We start from the raw sequence: 17,406 nt of genomic DNA, 5'->3' as shown, positions 1-17,406 counted from the left end.
GGGGTGGGGAGGAGCTGGTTCGGAGAGGGAGTGCGGCGACGGCTCCGGCGGGTCAGCTCGCCGTCCTGAGCCGTTCCAGGCCGTCCAGCGTCAGGTCCAGAGCGAACTCGAACTCGAACTGGTCGTCGCAGCCCGAGCCGACGACCGACTCCGGGTCGTGGGCGACGGCCATGGCCAGTTCGGCGATGTGGGGGTAGCGCGCGGCCATCTCCTCGGGCGGCAAGGCGTCCGGGTCCGGTTCACCGCCGGCGGAGTCCTCGAACAGTTCCTGGGAGAAGCCCAGCAGGCGGCTGCCCATGACGTGCATCGCGTGATGGACCAGGTCGACGGAGAAACCCCCGGCCCGGAAGATCCCGATCATCGAGTCCAGGTACTCCAGCATCGCGGGCGTCGGGGTGGCCCGTGCCTTCATCCGCGCCTCGATGACCGCGGACGCCCACGGGTGGCGCAGCAGCATGCGGCGGGCCGACAGGATCCGCCTGCGGATGGCGGTCTTCCAGTCGGTGTCGGTGGCCGGCGGGTCGATCTCGCCGACGAGGACGTCGATCATGCCGTCCAGCAACTCGTTCTTGTTGGCCACGTGCTTGTACAGCGCCATGGGCACGACCCCGAGTGGCTGCGCGATCTTCCGCATGCTGAGCGCTTCGACCCCGCCTTCGTCGGCCAGGGCGACGGCGGTGTCCAGGACCCGCTTCCTGCTCAAGGGGGTGCGGGGCTGCGCGGCGGCGGCCTGCGTGGCTATCTCCACCATCCCCTCTCGTTCGCGCGAGCCATCGTAACTCCCGATCTCCACGAGAAACCCGGGAGAGTTGTGGATCACGCGTTCTGAGCTCCCGGGATGAGCAGCGAACTCTTCAGCCTCACGGTCCTGGAGTGCGCGACGCCGTCGTCACGTGCGGCTGGACGAGCTCGACGCGATCTGGATCTCGCATCTGCACGCCGATCACAGCGCGGACCTCCTCACGGCGTATTACGGCGCCCTGTACGCGGACATCCGTCTCGCACGCCCCATCCCGCCCTACGGTCCGGCCGGCATCGCCGACCGGTTGGCCGCGTTCCTCATCAACACACCGGCCCGCAGTCCGGTCGAATCCGCCTTCGCCGTCACCGAGTCGCACGACGGACACCGGGCGACCATCGGCTCGCTGCGGCTGACCAGCCGGGCCGTGTCGCATGGCGTTCCGGCCTTTCGCCGTGCGCATCGAGGCGGCGGGCAGGTCGCTGGTGTACTCCGGGGATACGGCCCCTTGCCCGAGCCTCACCGAGTTGGCCGAGGGGTGCGACGTGCTGCTCTGCGAGGCGGAGAGCGCGCAGGCACCGGCCGAGGGCGAGCAGGTGCAGCACACACCCGAGGACGCCGGCGACACGGTCGGCGCGCACCGGTTGATCGTCACGCACGTCGGCCGCTTCCTCCTGGATGATAGGTGTGTTCGGGTTCGCCACGGCTGGCAGAGTGGCGAGGATCCGTGTGTCGCCCTGCCGGGTGACGTTCGCGACCTGGCGGGCGAAGGCGAGCGTCAGGTCGGCGGATCCGTCGGATTCCAGCGCGATGTTCTCGCGGCCAGGTCGAAGTGGGTGGGCGAGCGTGGCCGTGGCAGCACCGGCCAGGCGGGACGGTCTGGGCATATGGACCTCTTTTCGGACGGGGCATGAGGCACCGGCGTTGGACGCCCGCAAGAGAATTGACGGCAGGTCAGAAGTGCGAGGCGGTAGTCGTGGCGGGGGTTTCGCCCAAGTGGGCCAGGTCAGGGGGCCGGTTGCTGCGCATGCGGGTGCCCGGGGGTGTCGGATCAGGTGCGTGACACCAGTCGCGTCATGACGGCCGAGGGCAGGGAGGGGTTGGCAGCGGCGGCTTCCGCCACGTCGCAGTCGTCGTCGGTGAGGAGGTCCACGATGGTCTGCGGTGGCAGTGCCGGATGGGCGGCGGCCATGGGGCGTGCCCGTACGTCCGCCAGGCAGGCGAGCAGTGCCGGTGCCGTCGCGTTGCGGTGTCGGGCGATCTCCCGGAGTGCCTTGCTGACGGGTGGCTGGTGTCGGGCCAGGTCGTGCAGGAGTGCCGGTGACGCGTCCGGGTTGGTCGCCACTCTCGCGATGACCCGGGCGCCGTGCCGGTCGGTCATGGCGCGCAGTCGGGCGTCGGAGAGCCCAGGGTGCGGTGCGATGGACGCGAGTACCTTCGCGTCGGGGTCCGTGGCCAGCTCGTCGCGGATCCCGGGCAGCAGATCACGGCGGGCGGCCAGGAGCATCCGCAGCGTGGGATTCGGCGATGCGGCCAGCTCCCTGATCTCGGACTCGGACGCGGCGGCGATCCGCGGCAGCAGGGTCGGACCGATCTTGGTGACACCGGTCAGCTCGGCGAGCACATCGAGCGGCACCCGCGGATTGTGCGCCAGCATGCGCTGTACGTCATGGCCGCGGTCGCCGGCCAGCGCGCGGATCAGGGCGTCGTCGATCGCCGGATTCTCCGCGAGGCCGGCGCGGACACCGGGAACGGAATCACGGGCGAGCCGCCCGTACACCGTCTGTGGCAGGTCCGGGCGCGCGGCCAGTTGGTAGCGCAGCAGCGTCGAAGGGTGGTCGGCGAAGCCGACGACTGCTGCGGTGGGCGTGGCCGGGTTGGCCAACGCTCTTGCGTACATCTCGTGCGTGGTGGATTCGTGGGAGCCGTCGCACGAGGCACCCGGTGGCAGCTCGCAGTCGGTCAGCGAGCAGTTCGGATCATGCACGAAGGGAGTCGTCTCGCGGTCACAGACCAGGCACGTCCGGGCCAGTGCCAGTTCCTCCCCCGTGATCAGCATCGCCAGTACGGACGGGGGTGTCGCCTCGTTGGCGGCCACGGCGCTGCGCACCGCCGCGTGCGGGTGCCGCGCGAGCCGGGCCGCCACGTCCGGCGTCGCCCACAGGGCCAGCTCCGCTACGACCTCTGCCTCCGCGTCGGCGGCGAGCGTCTCCACGACATCGGGCGGAAGACCGGGACAGGCCGCCAGCTTCTCCCTGTGCTCTGCGACCGGATCCGCCGCGAAGCGGCGTGCCCACTCCGGGCAGCCGGCACCCTCGTCCAGGAGGGCCAGCGCGGCACGCGGCTGCGCCGAGGGATCGACGTCGGCGGCGGTCAGCTTGCCCCGGTAGGCGAGCAGCACCGCGGTCTCCGGGACGCGACGGGCGAGCGCGACGACCTGTGCCCGGCTGAGATCCACGCGCTCGGCGAGAATCTCGTCGACCCCGGTGTCCGCGAGGCCGATCAGCTCATCGATGAGTTCACCGGGGAGGGCCGGATTGGCGGCGAGCCCGCACAGCACAGGGTTCACAGGAGCATCCTGCCGGGGGCGCCCGCGATACGTCGCATGGTTTTCGAACGGCTGCTCGGCGCGTCCGGTCGCGGCCTTCAAGTGGTCAACCGATCTCCGTGACTTGACGAGGGGCAACCGTCGGCGAGCCCTTCAGAACCCGTCGCGTGGTCCCGGCTCCGCCTCGACCAGTCGGGCCCGCGCTGCGGCATGGATCTCGGAGGGGCCGCGGGCCCACTCCAGCGCCCAGCCGACCACGGTGGCCGCCGGCCGGTCCCAGTCGGCGCGCACCAGGGCCGGTCGGTGAATGCCGAGTTCTGTGCGCGCCCAGCTCGGGAGCAGCCCCACCACGTCGTTCATCAGCACGCGCACGACCACCCGTTTCCGTCCGGTGCGGCCCAAGCCGCGCAGGAACCCCAGGGCGTCCAAGACGGCCGGGGTGACGTGGAGTTGGGGGCGCATCCGGGCCAGATAGCGGATGACCTCGCCCGCGCTGCGCGGCACGCCGACCGCAACGGGCCCATCGACTGTGGGCCTCAGCCGCGCTACCGGCAGGCCGCACCTTCCCTGGCAACCCTGGCGGCCGGACTCGGACAGGAGGCCTTCACCCCTCTCACCTGGCGGAACGGGGCGTGAGGGGAGTCACGCTCCCGCTTCGCCGCGGTGCGCGTCCGCCCGGCCGACAAGGCGCCGTGGAGCGTCCCGGCAAAGCCGCTGCCCCGGCCGAACAGGGCTGGTGGGACGGGGGCCTGCCCGACTGCCGGCTGCTGGTCGAATGGTCCGCCGATGCCGACGCGCCAACCGATTACTGGCTGTCGAACCTACCCTCCGACACACCGGTCACCGAGCTGGTCCGTCCGGCCAAGGTCCGCCGGCGCGTCGAGCACAATCACCGCGAACTCAAACACAGCCTGGGCCTGGACCACTTCGAGGGCCGGTCCTGGCCGGGTTGGCACCACCACATCACCCTCGTGACCGCCGTCCATGCCTTCCTCACCGAACAGCTCCTGGCCCCAAAAGTGCCCGCGCTGGTCTCCCCCCTGCCAAGTTCTCGACACCCTGAGGCCCGGACCCACGTGCGGTCGTCCCCCGGGGCAGTCCCCGGTCATGCGGCGTGCCCGACAGCCACCGCTGAGAAAAACGCCCGGCCCGGGCAGGAGACAGGAATCTCCCGAGCACCTGGCGTCGGCAGCCCCTCAGACTCGTATTCAGTCGCGTTCACTGGCGTCCGCCTCGGCCTGGCGGATCCAGCCACGCAGAGCCTCGGGGTCGACGGTCAACTTCCTGAGCTTCTGATCCGCTGTCGCCCTCCGCATCTCGGGGGCACCTCAGCGGCACACCCGCCAGGAATCTTCCGCGGGGGGGGGGGCACAGGAGTTGTCCGAGGCGGTGGGGTGGCCGGTGGGGCGGGGTGGTTGCGGTCAGGCTGTCCAGCCCACCGCAGGTGACACCGCGCGCGGCCCGCTCCGCCGGGCCCTCTCCGACTCCGCGCCCTCGCGCAGGTCCGTCCACAAGGAACTCACCGTGCGCGTCAGCGCGCCGCACAGCTCCTCCAGCCCCAGCTCGCGCCCCCGGGCCAACGCCGCTGACATGCCCTCGCGTTCGCGCAGGAGCCAGGCCGTGGGGTCGGTGAGGGCGTCGGCGACGGCGTCGGCGTGGACCCGCCAGGAGGCGGTGGCCGGGGACGGTGCCGGGGCGTGGGGGGCGCGGACCGCGCGGCGGGCGTGTTCCGCCAGGCAGAGCCAGCCTTCGAGGATCTGGCGGAGGACGCCCGGCTCGGCGCCGGGTTCGTCCGCCCGCAGGCGTTCCGCGGAGAAGAGGCGGACCAGTTCGGTGCGGTGGAAGTGGCCGGCGTCGGCCGGGGACGCCGTCGAGGTGTCCAGCAAGCCCGCGTCCGCAAGGCGTTCGAGGAGTTCGTCGGCGCACCGGCGGCCCTCGCCGAGGACCGCCGCCGCCGTCCAGCGGGGCAGCCGGCGACCGCTCAGGGCTCCCAGCCGGCGCAACAGGCGTGCCTCGTCGGGGCCGAGGTCGGTGTAGACGGACAACAGGCTGTCGCGGACGGAGAGTTCACCGTGGGTGAGGAGGTCGAGGCGGTGTGCCTCCTCTTCGAGGTGGCGCACCATCGTGCGCAGGGTCCAGTGCGGCCGGGCCCTCAGCCGCGCGCCGACGATCCGCAGGGCCAGCGGCAGCCCGCCGGTGAGGTCGACGAGGGCGGCGACCGCGTCCGGCTCCCGCCCGCCCCCGCCGGTCAGCCGCTCCAGCAGCTCCGCCGCCTCGGTCCCGGTCAACGGGTCGACGTGCGCGAACCGCGCCCCCGGCAGCCCCGTGAGCCGGCGCCGGCTGGTGACGAGGACGACGCCGTCCGCGGAGCCCGGCAGCAGCAACGCCACGTCCTGTTCGTCCCGGGCGCCCTCCAGCAGGACCAGGAACCGCCGGCCGGCCAGCAGGCTCCGGTACAGCGCGGCGTTCGCGGCGTCACCGGCGAGCGAGCCGGCGTCGTAGCCGAAGCCGACGAGGGTCTGGGCGAGGGCGGCGCCCGGGGGGCGGACGTCGGTGAGGTCGACGTACAGCTGGCCGTCCGGGAAGGCGGCGGCGACGCGGTGCGCGACGTGCACGGCGAGCGCGCTCTTGCCGACGCCCGCGCCGCCGGTGATGTTCACGATCCGGGGACCCGCCGCCGGTTCGCGCGCGCTGCCGAGTTCGCGGACGAGTTCGGCGACGAGGGCCGTGTGACCGGTGAAGTCCGGTATCGCGGCCGGGAGTTGGCGGGGCGGGCGGTGGTGGGCGGACCGACCGGGGGTGAGCGGCGCGGGGCGCCGAGGTCTCCAGGGGAGCGTGGGGTCGTCGGTGTACGTGGAGTCGTCGGTGTACGCGGGCGCCGCCGTGGCACGGGACGGTCCCGGGCGCCCGGCGAACCTCCCCGCCGGCTCCCCGGACTCCCCGGGCTCCATGAGCCGCCCGTCAAGCCCCGCAGCCCGCTCCCCCGGCCCCATAAGCCGCCCCTCAAGCCCCGCAGCCCGCTCCCCCGGCCCCATAAGCCATCCCTCAGGCCCCGCAACCCGCCCCCCAGGCCCCGCCACCCGCTCCCCGGGCTCCATGAGCCGTCCCTCAGGTCCCATCGCCCGATCCCCCGGCCCCGCGGCCCGCTCTCCCGGCCCCATGCCCCTCTCCCCAGCCCCCGCAGCCCGCTCCCCCGGCGTCCACAGCAGCCCCGGATCGTCCGCCAGGATCGCCGCCTGCAGACCCCGCAGCCGCTCCCCCGGGTCCAGCCCCAGCTGCTCCGCGCTCAGCGTCCGTCCGGCCCGGTACACGTTCAGTGCCTCGCCCTTCATCCCCGACCGGTACAGCGCGAGCATCAACTGTCCCCGCAGCCCCTCGGCGAGCGGGTCGGCGGCGAGGAACGTGCGCAGCGGACCGACCAGTTCACGGTGTCTCCCGAGCCCCAGCTCCAGTTCCACGCACTGCTCCCGCGCCTGGGCGCGCAGTTCGTCGAGCCAGACGACCTGGTCGCGCACCGCGCGTCCGGCGCCGTCCAGGGCGGGGCCGCGCCAGAGGTCGAGGCCCCGGCGGAAGGCGGTGGCGGCGTCCTCGGCGCGGCCGGCGGCGGCCAGGGCGCGGGCGGTGTCGACGTGGCGTTCGAAGACGCGGCTGTCGAGGCGGTCGTCGGGGACCTCCAGGCGGTAGCCGGGGGGCTGGGTGACGATGCGGGCGGGTACGGCGAGGTCGTCGAGGACCCGGCGTAGGGCGTGCACGCAGAACTGGACCTGGGCCCTGGCGGTCTGCGGCGGGACCTCTTCCCAGATGGCGTCGACGAGCTGGCCGATGCTCGCGACCCGGCCGGCCCGGATCAGCAGGACGGACAGGGCGGCCCGCTGCCGGCCGGGCAGCAGACAGGTCTCGCCGTCGGCTCCGACGACTTCGAGAGGGCCCAGCAATGTGAAGGAGAAATCCGGCGCACTCACTTCGATATCCGGAATTCGCATCCGCCCGTCACCTTTCCACACGGATGCCAGGCAATCACTCCACGGTCGTGGAGTCGGTCCCAGGCAGTTTTGTTACACCCCTGGGAAAAATACCCGCGCCGGGCCCACCGGGGCGATTTCCAGACGGTTATTGGACGGAACGGTCCAGTGGTGCGGACGAACAAGGCCAGCGCTCTCAGGAATCGCCGGGAGCCGCCGACTCGGGTACGCGGGCGCACAGGACGTCCTCGTGCAGCCGCCGGATGCGGGCGGACGGTTCGATGCCGATGCCCCCCACCAGTGACTGGCGCAGCCGCTGGTACACCTCCAGCGCCTGGACCGTACGGCCGCAGGCGCACAGGGCGAGCATCAGGTACTCGTGGAAGCGCTCGTGGTAGGGGTGGCGCAGGGTCAGCATGGACAGTTCGCTCACCAACTGCCGGTGTCGGCCGAGCCGTAGCTCGCCCTCGATGCGTGACTCCTGTACGGCGAGCTGGCGTTGTTCGAGCCGGACGCTCTCCGCCCGCAGCGGCAGCCCGTGTTCGAGGTCGGGCAGGACGGGTCCGCACCACAGGTTCTCGGCGGCCCGCAGCAGCCGTACGGCGTCCTCGGTGTCACCGCGTTCGGCGGCGGCCTCGCCGAGGTCCGCGAGGCGGGTGTACTCGGCGAGGTCGAGGTGGCAGTCGTCGGTGCGGAAGCGGTAGCCCTCGTTGCTGGTGACGACGAGCCGGTCACGCACCCAGGAACCGGGCAGGGCGAGTTCGCGGGAGAGACGGCCGCGGATGTTGAGGACGTAGGTCTGGAGCGAGGCGGCGACCCGGCGGGGCGGGGCGGCGGCCCAGAGTTCCTCGGCGAGGGTGGAGATGGGCACGGTGCGGCCCTGGGCGAGCAGCAGCAGCGCCAGGATCTTGCGTTCCTTGGGCGCGGTGGGGGCGCTGGCGCGCTGTCCCGGGTGCCGGGTGACGGAGAGCCTGCCGAGGAGGGTGACCGTCAAGTCCTGTTCCATTGAACCGCCTTCCGGTGTCCGCCCCGTGGGGAGGCCGGACACCGTCAGCGTAGGAGTGGCCGCTTCCGTCCTGCTTCCGTCGTCTTTTCACGGCCTTTCACGGCATCGGCCAGGGGGTTTACACAGCCGGGTCGCCCAGGGCGACCGGGAGCCGGGCCAGGCTCCGCATGATCATGATCTCCCGCCACGGCACCTCGTCGGCCGGGACCGCCAGGCGCAGGCCGGGGAAGCGGGTGAGCAGGGAGCCGATGGCGATCTCCATCTCGGTGCGGGCGAGGTGGGCGCCGAGGCAGTTGTGGACGCTGTGCCCGAACTGGATGTGCCGGTTCTCCTTGCGGTCCAGGAGCAGCCGGTCGGGGTCGGTGAAGTGCGCGGGGTCGCGGTTGGCGGAGGCGAGGACGATCTTCACGAAGGCGCCGGCCGGGACGACCTGGTCGCCGATGGGGATGTCCTCGGTGGCGATGCGCAGGATGGCGGTCTCCAACGGGCCGTCGTAGCGCAGGAGTTCGTCGACGGCCGTTGTGATGAGCGTGGGATCGCGGCGCAGCGCGGCGAGTTGGTCGGGGTGGCTGAGGAGGTTGAAGACGCCGTTGCCGATGCCGTTGACGGTCGTCTCGTGGCCGGCGATGAGCAACTGCACGATCATGCTGACGAGTTCGTGCTCGGAGAGCTGGTCGTCGTCGCCGTCGCGGACACCGATGAGGGCGGTCGTCAGGTCGTCGTCCTCGGTGCCCGCGTCGCGGGCGGCGCGCTTGTCCGCGATGAGGCGGGTCAGGTAGGCGCGCAGGTTGCGCATGGCTTCCGTCGCGGGGTCCTGTTCCTTGCCGGACGGCGGCAGGAACAGGGCGGCCGTCCAGTCCTTGAAGTCCTCCGCGTCGGCGACGGGGACGCCGAGGAGTTCGCAGATGACCTCCATGGGGACGGGCGTGGCGAAGGTCTCGATGAGGTCGGCGGTCTCCTGGCCCTCCAGTTTGTCGAGGAGGGCGTCGACGATGGCCTGGACGCGGGGGCGCAGGCCGGAGATCCGGCGTGAGGTGAAGGCCCGGTTGACGAACCGGCGCAGCCTCGTGTGGTCCGGCGGGTCGCTGGACAGGAGGGTGTGCGGGGCGTCGTTCTCGGGGTCGAGATAGCCGTACGCGAAGGCGCCGAGAGCCTGTTGGATGCGGTGGCCGTCCATGGAGAGCCGGTGGTCGGCGAGGGCGGCGCGGGCCTCGGCGTACCGGGTGATCAGCCAGACCTCCAGGCCGTCCGGGCGTTTGACGTGGTGGACGGGGCCCGCCTCGCGGACCTGGGTGAGGCGGGGATAGGGATCGTGGAAGTAGCCGGGGCTGTAAAGGGGCTCTACGACGGTCATGGGAAGGCTCCTCGGGCCAAGTCAGTAGGAAACGCCGGTGACTTCGGCGAGCGCCTTGCGTTCGCTCTCGGTCAGCGGGGGCTCGGTCAGCGGCGGTCGGGTGGGGCCGAGGAGGGTGGCGAGCACGGTCTTCGGCGCGGTCACCCGCGACAGGGGGGCGGAGAGGGTGAAGAGGTCGGCGGCGACGGCGGCGACCGAGGGACGGCTCGCGGAGGCGCGGCTGAAGCGGGCCATGTAACGGCGCAGCAGGCGTGCGGCGAGCCCGGGTCGGCCCTCGTCGGACGGGAGGTAGCGCTGGTCCTGGCTGACGGCGAGCGACCACGCGTCCTGCCCCGCGGCGGCGACCGCCTCCTGGAGGGCCTGCGGGCGCCGCGGGTGCGGTCCGTGCCGGTCGAGGGCGGCGCGCAGGGCGAGGGCCGTCTTGGCGGCGACGCTCATGCCGTGCCCGTACACGGGGTTGAAGGCGCCGGCCGCGTCGCCGACGACCAGGAACCCGCTGGGCCAGACGGGCAGTTCCTCGTAGTGGCGGCGGCGGTTGACGGTCGAGCGCGACTGGTGGATGCCGCCGATCGGCTCGGCCGCCGAGATCAGATCGGCGAGCAGGGGATGCCTGAGGCCCCGCGCGAACGCCATGAACTCCCCTTCCTCCGTGGGCGGTCGGGAGCCCTTCAGCCCGGACAGGGTGACGATCCACCGGCCGTCCTCGATCGGCAGCAGCGCGCCGGCCTGTCCCGGGCGGGCGTCGCCGGGGTCTGCGGTGACGTTGACGACGAGGTCCGCGAGGGCGGCGGGGGCCTTGAACTCCCTGGTCGCGTAGGCAAGTCCGGTGTCCACCTTCTCCTCGCGGACCTGGGGGACGCCGAGCCGGGCGAGCCAGCCCGGGGCGCTGGAGCCGCGTCCGGTGGCGTCGACGACGAAGTCGGCCTCGAGCTCGCTCGGTGCGTCGCCCCTCTCGGAGCGCAGGGTGACTCCGGTGACCCGCTGCGCGTCGCCGGTCAGTCCGGTCACGTCGACGCCTTCGAGCAGGGTGATCCGCTCGTCGGCGAGCACGAGTTCGCGGAGCGTCCAGTCCAGCAGGGGCCGACCCGCGGTGATGATGTACTGCAACTCCCCCTCGCGGGGCAGCCATCCGTTCGCGGTGCACGACAACACCCCGGTGCGTACGGTGACTTTGTGGCCGCCGGCCCCGAGCAGCCGCCCGGTGAAGCCGGGGACCAGCCGGTCGATGGCCTCCGCCCCGCTGGACATCAGCATGTGCGCGTGCCGGGCCTGCGGGGTGCCCTTGCGCGGCTGCGGGCCCTCGGGCATCCGGTCCCGTTCGACGACGGTGACCCGCTGCGCGTGCCGCGTCAGCGCCGTCGCCGCCAGCAGCCCGGCGAGGCCGCCGCCCAGGACCACGGCATGGCGTATCCGGCCTTTGTCCGCCATTTCATCCACCACTTTTCTTTCCCGTCGCCACCGCATTACTACAGGGCGTGCCAGTTTGTTTTCGCCGCCTGTTCCACGGCGTGGAACCGCGTCGTTCAGAGAATTGATCCGAGCCATTCCGTGATGGCTCCCGCCGTGTCCGGAGCGTGTTCCTCCAGCATCGTGAAGTGATTTCCGGCGGCGTCGGCCGAGGTGTGTTCCAGCGGCCACGAGGAGCGCCAGCCGCTGTGCGGCGGGGTGCCCGGCAGCGGTTCGGCGGCGCGCACCAGCAGCGTCGGCGCCGTCAGCGCCCGGGGCCGCCAGCTCTGGAAGAGCCGTACATAGCCGCCCATCGCCAGCAGCCGGTCCTCGCTCATCGGCGCGCCGGACCGCTCGCGCGCCACCATTCCGTCCGCGAGACCCCGCCCGAGCCCGTCGAGCGCCGCGTCCCCGAAGAGGACGGCGTCGACGAGCACGACCGCCGCGGGCCCGGCGCCGTCCGCCTCCAGCCGGCCCGCCACCGCGTGCGCGACCATGCCGCCGGAGGAGTGGCCGAGCAGCACGTACGGCCGTTCGCCGGCCGCGCTCCGTACGGAGGACGCGTGGGCCTCGACGAGGGCTTCGACGCTCGTCGGGAGCGATTCGCCGGGGAGGAAGCCCGGTTGGGGCAGGACCGTCAGGGAGCGCTTGCCGCGCAGGGCCGCCGCGAGCCGGGCGTACTGGTGCGGGCCCGACACCGCGAGCATGGACGGGAAGGCGATGATCCCGGGGGCCGGCGTCTCCGGTTCGCTCGCCAGCACCAGGGGTTTCGGGGCGAGGTCGGGGGCGTCGGCGAGGTCGAAGGAGGGGCGCAGTTCGGCGGCCGTCATGAGGAGGCCGAGGTAGTCGGCGAAGCGGTCCTTGGCCACGGCGTCTTCCAGGAGGCCGACGAGGGCGGGGGAAGCGGGGCGGGGTTCGGGGCGCGTCCCGGTCCTGCGGGCCGGAATGCCCGCCCCGGTACCGGAGGCCGGGGTGTGCGCGGGGAGCCCGGCGGGCCTTGTACCCCTCTGCGGGCCACTTGCCGGGGCCGGAGTGCCCGCCCCGGTTCCGGGGGCCGAGGTATGCATGGGGAGCCCGGGGGCCGGGGCCTCCGCAGGAAGCGCCCTCTCCTCCCCCACCCGCTCCTCCGCCGCCCCCTCCGGCAGTTCCGTCAGCAGCAGACCCCCCAGCGCCGTCGGCGTCGAGTGTTCGAACAGCGCGGTCGTCGCCAGCCGCACTCCCAGCGTCTCGGCGATCCGGTTGCGCAGTTCGACGGTGGCCAGCGAGTCGAAGCCCAGCTCCAGGAACTCCGCCTCGGCGGGCACCGCTTCGGCCCCGCCGTGTCCGAGGACGGCGGCGGCCTCGGCCCGGACCAGGTCGACGAGGGCGCCGTGGCGCTCCGGTTCGGTCAGCGCGCGCAGCCGGCGCAGCAGACCGGCGCTCCCTTCCGGGTGCTGCGTGCGGGCGTTTCGGCGGCGTGGGGTGCGGACGAGGGCGCGCAGGGGGGCGGGGAAGGCGTCGGGGCGGGCGGCGGCCAGGCCGCGCAGGGCGGCGAAGTCCAGCCGGGCGGCGAGGACGGCCGCCTCGCCGCTCGCGCAGGCGCTGTCGAGGAGGTCGAGCCCGTCCTGTTCGGTGAGCGCAGTCATGCCCGCGCGGGAGATCCGCTCCAGGTGCGCGTCGCCCAACTCCCCGGCCATGCCGTCCGGTTGGGCCCACAGCCCCCAGGCGAGAGAGGACGCGGGCAGACCCTGGGCCGTGCGGTGCGCGGCGAGCGCGTCGAGGTAGGCGTTGGCCGCCGCGTAGGCGCCCTGCCCGGGGGTGCCGAGGGTGCCGGCGGCCGAGGAGAACAGCACGAACGCCGACAACTGCCCGGTCAGCTCGTGGAGATGCCGCGCCGCGTCCGCCTTGGGCCGCAGCACCGCGTCGAGGCGGTCCGGGGTGAGCGAGGTGACGACGGCGTCGTCGAGCAGCCCCGCCAGATGGAACACGGCCGTCAGGTCGGGGAGGCCGGCGAGGACGGCGGCCAGGGCGTCCCGGTCGGCCGCGTCGCACGCGATGACCTCGGCGAAGGCACCCGACTCGCCCAGTTCCGCGACGAGTTCGGCGGCGCCCGGCGCCTGCGGCCCCCTCCTGCTGAGCAGCGCCAGCTTGCGCACACCGTGGCGCCGGACGAGGTGCAGGGCCAGCGCGCGGCCGAGTCCGCCGGTGCCGCCGGTGATGAGGACCGTCCCGGCGGGGTCGAGCAGCGGGGCCGGTTCGGGGACCGGGAGCGGGGTGAGCCGGGGGGCGTGGAAAACGCCGTCGCGCAGGGCGAGTTGGGGTTCGCCGGTGGCCAGGGCGGCGGCGAGGAGGCGGGCGTCGGGTTCCTGGTCGGCGTCCAGCAGGACGAAGCGGCCGGGGTGTTCGCTCTGGGCCGCGCGGACCAGGCCCCAGACGGCGGCGTGCGTGGGGTCGGCGGCGCCGGGTCCGGCCGCGCCCCGGGTCAGGAAGACCAGCCTGCCGTGCTCCTCGGCGAGGGCCGCCCGCAGTTCCGCCAGCGCCTTCCCGGTCGCCTCGGCGGGCCCGTCGGCGTCCAGACACGGCACCAGCACCGCGTCGACGGCCGCACCCGCACCCGCACCCGCACCCGTCGGCACCCGTACCCATTCCGTGCCGAACAGCGCGGGGTGCCGTGCGGCGCGCGCCTTCGTCAACTGCTCGGTGGCGATGGGCCGCAGCACCAGGGAGTCCACTTCGGCGACGGCCCGGCCGGAGGCGTCCGCGACCGCGAGGGAGACCTCTTCGGGGGCGACCCGGGTGAGCCGTACCCGAAGGCTGGTGGCGCCCGGGGTGTGCAGGGCGGCGCCGGACCAGGAGAACACCACGGGGGCGACCGTCTCCTGGCCGCCGTCGCCGCCGAGGCCCACCGCGTGCAACGCGGAGTCCAGCAGCGCCGGGTGCAGTCCGAAGCGTTCGGCCAACGCCCGCTGTTCCTCGGGGAGTTCGACTTCGGCGTAGGTCTCGTCGGCGCGCCGCCAGGCGTGCTTCAGACCTCGGAAGGCGTCCTCGTAGGCGTAGCCCCGGTCGGCGAACCGGTCGTACAGCGCGTCCACCGGAAGTGGTTCGGCGCCTGCGGGGGGCCATTCGCGGAAGTCGAAGGCCGCGGGCGGCGGGTCCGGCAGCAGGACTCCGCTCGCGTGCGAGGACCACAGCAGGCCGTCCGCGCCCTCGGCCGGGCGGGAGGAGATCCGGACCGTGCGGGCGCCCCGGCCGTCCGGGTCGCCGACGACGAGCTGGATCAGGGTCGCGCCGTCGGCGGTGAGGATCAGGGGTTCCTCGACGACGAGTTCGCCGACCCGCTCGCAGCCGACCCGCTCGCCCGCCCGCAGCGCCATCTCCAGGAAGGCGGTGCCGGGCAGCAGGACCGTGCCGGCGATGGCGTGGTACTCCAGCCAGGGGTGGGTGCGCAGCGACAGCCGGCCGGTGAACACCACTCCCCCGTCGGCGAGTTCGGTGCTGGCGCCGAGCAACGGGTGGTCGGGGGTGTCGAGTCCGGCCGCCTCGACGTCGCCCCGGTGCGCGCGGCCCGCGGCCGGCCACAGGCGTTCGTGCTGGAAGGCGTACGTGGGCAGGTCCACCGGGGGCGCCGGCGGATACACGGCGGACCAGTCGACGGCGGCGCCGTCCACGTGCAGCTCGGCCACCGCCGCGAGCAGCGTCTGCGGTTCGGGACGGTCCTTGCGCAGGGCGGGGACCGCGTGGAGTCCCGGCAGTTCGCGGGCCATGGCGGTGAGCGCGCCGCCGGGGCCCACTTCGAGGAGGCGGGTCGCGCCGGACGCTTGAAGGGTGCGCAGTCCGTCGTGGAAGCGGACGCCCTGGCGGACCTGGCGCGTCCAGTGCGCCGGGTCGGCGAGGGCGGCGGCACTGGCGAGGTCGCCGGTGACGGTCGAGACGAGCGGGATGCGCGGCGCGGAGAACGTCAACCCGGCGACCACTTGGGCGAGTTCGGCGAGCATCGGTTCCATCAGCGGGGAGTGGAAGGCGTGGCTGACGGTGAGCCGCCGCGTCTTGTGTCCGCGTCCGGCGAGCTGTGCGGTGACGGCGAGGACGGTCTCCTCGTCGCCCGCGACGACCGTCGAGCGGGGCCCGTTGAGGGCGGCGATGCCGATCCGGTCCTCGGCTCCGGCGAGCAGCGGCAGGACGTCCGTCTCGCTCGCGCGCACCGACACCATGGCGCCGCGCGCGGGCAGCGCCTGGATGAGCCGGCCGCGCGCGGCGACCAGCGTGCACGCGTCCTCCAGGGTGAGGACGCCCGAGACGTGCGCGGCGGCGATCTCGCCGACCGAGTGCCCGAGCACGAAGTCCGGTCGCAGCCCCCATGACTCCAGCAGCCGGAACAGGGCGACCTCGACCGTGAACAGCGCGGGCTGGGTGAACTCGGTGCGGTCCAGCAGCGCCGCCTCCGCACTGCCCGCCGGTGCGAACATCACCTCCCGCAGCGGGCGCGGGAGTTCGGCGTCGAGGAGCTGGCACGTCTTGTCGACGGCCTCCGCGAACACCGGGAAACGGGCGTACAGTTCCCGGCCCATCGCCGGGGTCTGGGAGCCCTGGCCGGAGAACAGCCAGCCGGTGCGGGCACTCCGGGCGGCGCCGGTGACCAGGGCCGGGTGCCGTTCGCCGGCCGCGAGGGCGGTCAGGGCGGCGTGCAGTCCGGCGCGGTCGGGTGCGGTGAGGGCGGCGCGCCGTTCGAAGAGGGTGCGGGTGGTGGCGAGGGCTCGGCCGACGGCGTCCACGGCGGCGGGGCGGGCCTCGACGTGGGCGAGGAGGCGCGCGGCCTGGTCACGCAGGGCGGCGTCGCCACGGGCGGACAGGAGCCAGGGGAACGGCGTCGCGAACTCCCCTGATTCCAGGGGTGCTTGAGACACCGCCTCCTCGGCACCGGCCGCCTCACCCGAAGCCCCGGCCGGCTCGGCCGCCGGTGCCTCCTCCAGGATCACGTGCGCATTGGTCCCGCTCACCCCGAACGACGACACGGCCGCCCGTCCGGGCCCCTCGGTAAGGGGCCAGGGCATGCTCTCGGTGACCAGGGTGACCTTCCCCGACTCCCAGTCGACGGCCGGCGACGGCTCGTCGGCGTGCAAGGTCGCCGGCAGCACCCGGTGGCGCAGCGCCATGACCGCCTTCATCACCCCGGCCATCCCCGAAACGGCCTGCGTGTGACCGATGTTGGACTTCACGGACCCGAGGTACAGCGGCTCCTCGCGGTCCTGTCCGTAGGTGGCGAGCAGGGCCTGTGCCTCGATCGGGTCCCCCAGCGCGGTCCCCGTGCCGTGCGCTTCGAGCAGGTGCACCTCGGCCGGCGCGAGCCCGGCCCGCTCCAGCGCCTGCCGGATGACCCGCTGCTGGGCGGGCCCGTTGGGCGCGGTCAGCCCGCTGCTGGCGCCGTCCTGGTTGACGGCGCTGCCACGCACGATCGCCAGCACCTCGTGCCCGTGGCGCCGGGCGTCGGACAGCCGCTCCAGGAGCAGCATGCCGACGCCTTCCCCCCAGCCGGTGCCGTCGGCGGCGGCCGAGAACGGCTTGCACCGTCCGTCGGGCGCGAGCCCGCGCTGCCGCGAGAACTCGGTGAACGGCCCCGGTGTCGCCATGACCGAGGTGCCCCCGGCCAGCGCCAGCGAACAGTCCCCGGACCGCAGTGCCTGTGCCGCCAGGTGCAGGGCGACCAGCGACGACGAGCAGGCCGTGTCCACGGTGACGGCCGGTCCCTCGAACCCGAAGGTGTAGGCGATCCGCCCGGAGATCACGCTGGACGCGCCCCCGGTCAGCAGGTACCCCTCCAGTTCCGGCGGCGGCGGCCACAGGCTCATCCCGTATCCCTGGTCGGAGGCCCCGACGAACACGCCGGTCGCGCTGCCGCGCAGAGCGGCGGGCACGATCCGGGCCCGCTCGACCGCCTCCCACGCCGTCTCCAGCGCGAGCCGCTGCTGGGGGTCCATGGCGGCGGCCTCACGGGGTGAGATCCCGAAGAACACCGGGTCGAACTCGGCGGCCCCGGTGAGGAACGCGCCGGTCTTGACGTACGACGCGCCCGGCCGGTCCGGGTCGGGGTCGTACAGCGCCTCCAGGTCCCAGCCCCGGTCGGCGGGGAACGGGACGAGGACGTCCCGGCCGGCGCTCACCAGGTCCCACAGCTCCTCGGGGCTCGTGACGCCGCCGGGGAAGCGGCAGCCCATGCCGATCACGGCGATCGGCTCGCGGGCGGCCTCGGACAGTTCCTTGTGCTGGCGGCGCAGGCGCTCGTTGGCCTTGAGCGACGCCCGTAGCGCCGTCACCACCTGGTCGTTCTGGTTGCTTGCAGCCATCGTGTGTCTCCTGGATGGTGGGCGGACGCCG

7 protein-coding genes and 3 pseudogenes are annotated in these 17,406 nt (G+C 73.5%); 2 read left to right on the top strand and 8 right to left on the bottom strand.

Annotated features, from left to right (window positions below; all coding sequences use genetic code 11):
* Nucleotides 1-52: 52 nt before the first annotated feature.
* Nucleotides 53-751: a TetR/AcrR family transcriptional regulator C-terminal domain-containing protein gene (locus IAG44_RS39185; protein WP_187751789.1), complete on the bottom strand. Its 699-nt coding sequence runs from the start codon at nt 749-751 to the stop codon at nt 53-55.
* A gap of 133 nt (nt 752-884) precedes the next feature.
* Between IAG44_RS39185 and IAG44_RS39180 the strand changes: the two are divergent.
* Nucleotides 885-1,417, top strand: a pseudogene (locus IAG44_RS39180) (MBL fold metallo-hydrolase); the annotation flags it as partial.
* Nucleotides 1,418-1,790: 373 nt separating this feature from the next.
* Here the strand turns inward: IAG44_RS39180 and IAG44_RS39175 are convergent.
* Both IAG44_RS39175 and IAG44_RS39170 read right to left on the bottom strand, forming a co-directional pair.
* Nucleotides 1,791-3,308, bottom strand: a complete 1,518-nt coding sequence (locus tag IAG44_RS39175) for a hypothetical protein (RefSeq protein ID WP_187751788.1) — start codon at nt 3,306-3,308, stop codon at nt 1,791-1,793.
* Nucleotides 3,309-3,440: 132 nt separating this feature from the next.
* Nucleotides 3,441-3,791 (bottom strand): oxygenase MpaB family protein, encoded by a 351-nt coding sequence (locus tag IAG44_RS39170; protein WP_246562481.1) that lies wholly within the window; start codon nt 3,789-3,791, stop codon nt 3,441-3,443.
* A 6-nt stretch (nt 3,792-3,797) separates the two neighbouring features.
* Here IAG44_RS39170 and IAG44_RS43940 point away from each other — a divergent pair.
* A pseudogene (locus tag IAG44_RS43940) lies at nt 3,798-4,348 on the top strand (IS701 family transposase); the annotation flags it as partial.
* 360 nt (nt 4,349-4,708) lie between these two features.
* Here IAG44_RS43940 and IAG44_RS39165 read toward each other — a convergent pair.
* The 5 genes and pseudogenes from IAG44_RS39165 to IAG44_RS39145 all read right to left on the bottom strand — a co-directional run.
* Complete coding sequence (locus IAG44_RS39165) at nt 4,709-7,270, bottom strand: AfsR/SARP family transcriptional regulator (protein ID WP_187751787.1); 2,562 nt, start codon at nt 7,268-7,270, stop codon at nt 4,709-4,711.
* A gap of 175 nt (nt 7,271-7,445) precedes the next feature.
* Entirely contained in the window at nt 7,446-8,255 is an 810-nt protein-coding gene (locus tag IAG44_RS39160; protein ID WP_187751786.1) for an AfsR/SARP family transcriptional regulator, read from the bottom strand.
* 118 nt (nt 8,256-8,373) lie between these two features.
* Nucleotides 8,374-9,609 carry a cytochrome P450 family protein gene (locus IAG44_RS39155; protein ID WP_187751785.1) on the bottom strand — a complete coding sequence of 412 codons (1,236 nt, stop codon included), beginning with the start codon at nt 9,607-9,609 and terminating at the stop codon, nt 8,374-8,376.
* Nucleotides 9,610-9,630: 21 nt separating this feature from the next.
* Entirely contained in the window at nt 9,631-11,037 is a 1,407-nt protein-coding gene (locus IAG44_RS39150; RefSeq protein WP_187751784.1) for an NAD(P)/FAD-dependent oxidoreductase, read from the bottom strand.
* Between the two features lie 95 nt (nt 11,038-11,132).
* Nucleotides 11,133-17,336, bottom strand: a pseudogene (locus IAG44_RS39145) (type I polyketide synthase); the annotation flags it as partial.
* Nucleotides 17,337-17,406: the final 70 nt, after the last annotated feature.

Source organism: Streptomyces roseirectus (genome assembly GCF_014489635.1).
In the GTDB taxonomy this organism is placed as follows: Bacteria; Actinomycetota; Actinomycetes; order Streptomycetales; family Streptomycetaceae; genus Streptomyces; species Streptomyces roseirectus.
This window is presented reverse-complemented; position numbering and strand designations above follow the sequence as displayed.

What these genes read in the sequence shown, in the direction of transcription:
- IAG44_RS39165 (WP_187751787.1), bottom strand. Translation starts at nt 7,270, where the DNA reads ATGCGAATTCCGGATATCGAAGTGAGTGCGCCGGATTTCTCCTTCACA.
- IAG44_RS39150 (WP_187751784.1), bottom strand. Translation starts at nt 11,037, where the DNA reads ATGGCGGACAAAGGCCGGATACGCCATGCCGTGGTCCTGGGCGGCGGC.
- IAG44_RS39185 (WP_187751789.1), bottom strand. Translation starts at nt 751, where the DNA reads ATGGTGGAGATAGCCACGCAGGCCGCCGCCGCGCAGCCCCGCACCCCC.
- IAG44_RS39160 (WP_187751786.1), bottom strand. Translation starts at nt 8,255, where the DNA reads ATGGAACAGGACTTGACGGTCACCCTCCTCGGCAGGCTCTCCGTCACC.
- IAG44_RS39155 (WP_187751785.1), bottom strand. Translation starts at nt 9,609, where the DNA reads ATGACCGTCGTAGAGCCCCTTTACAGCCCCGGCTACTTCCACGATCCC.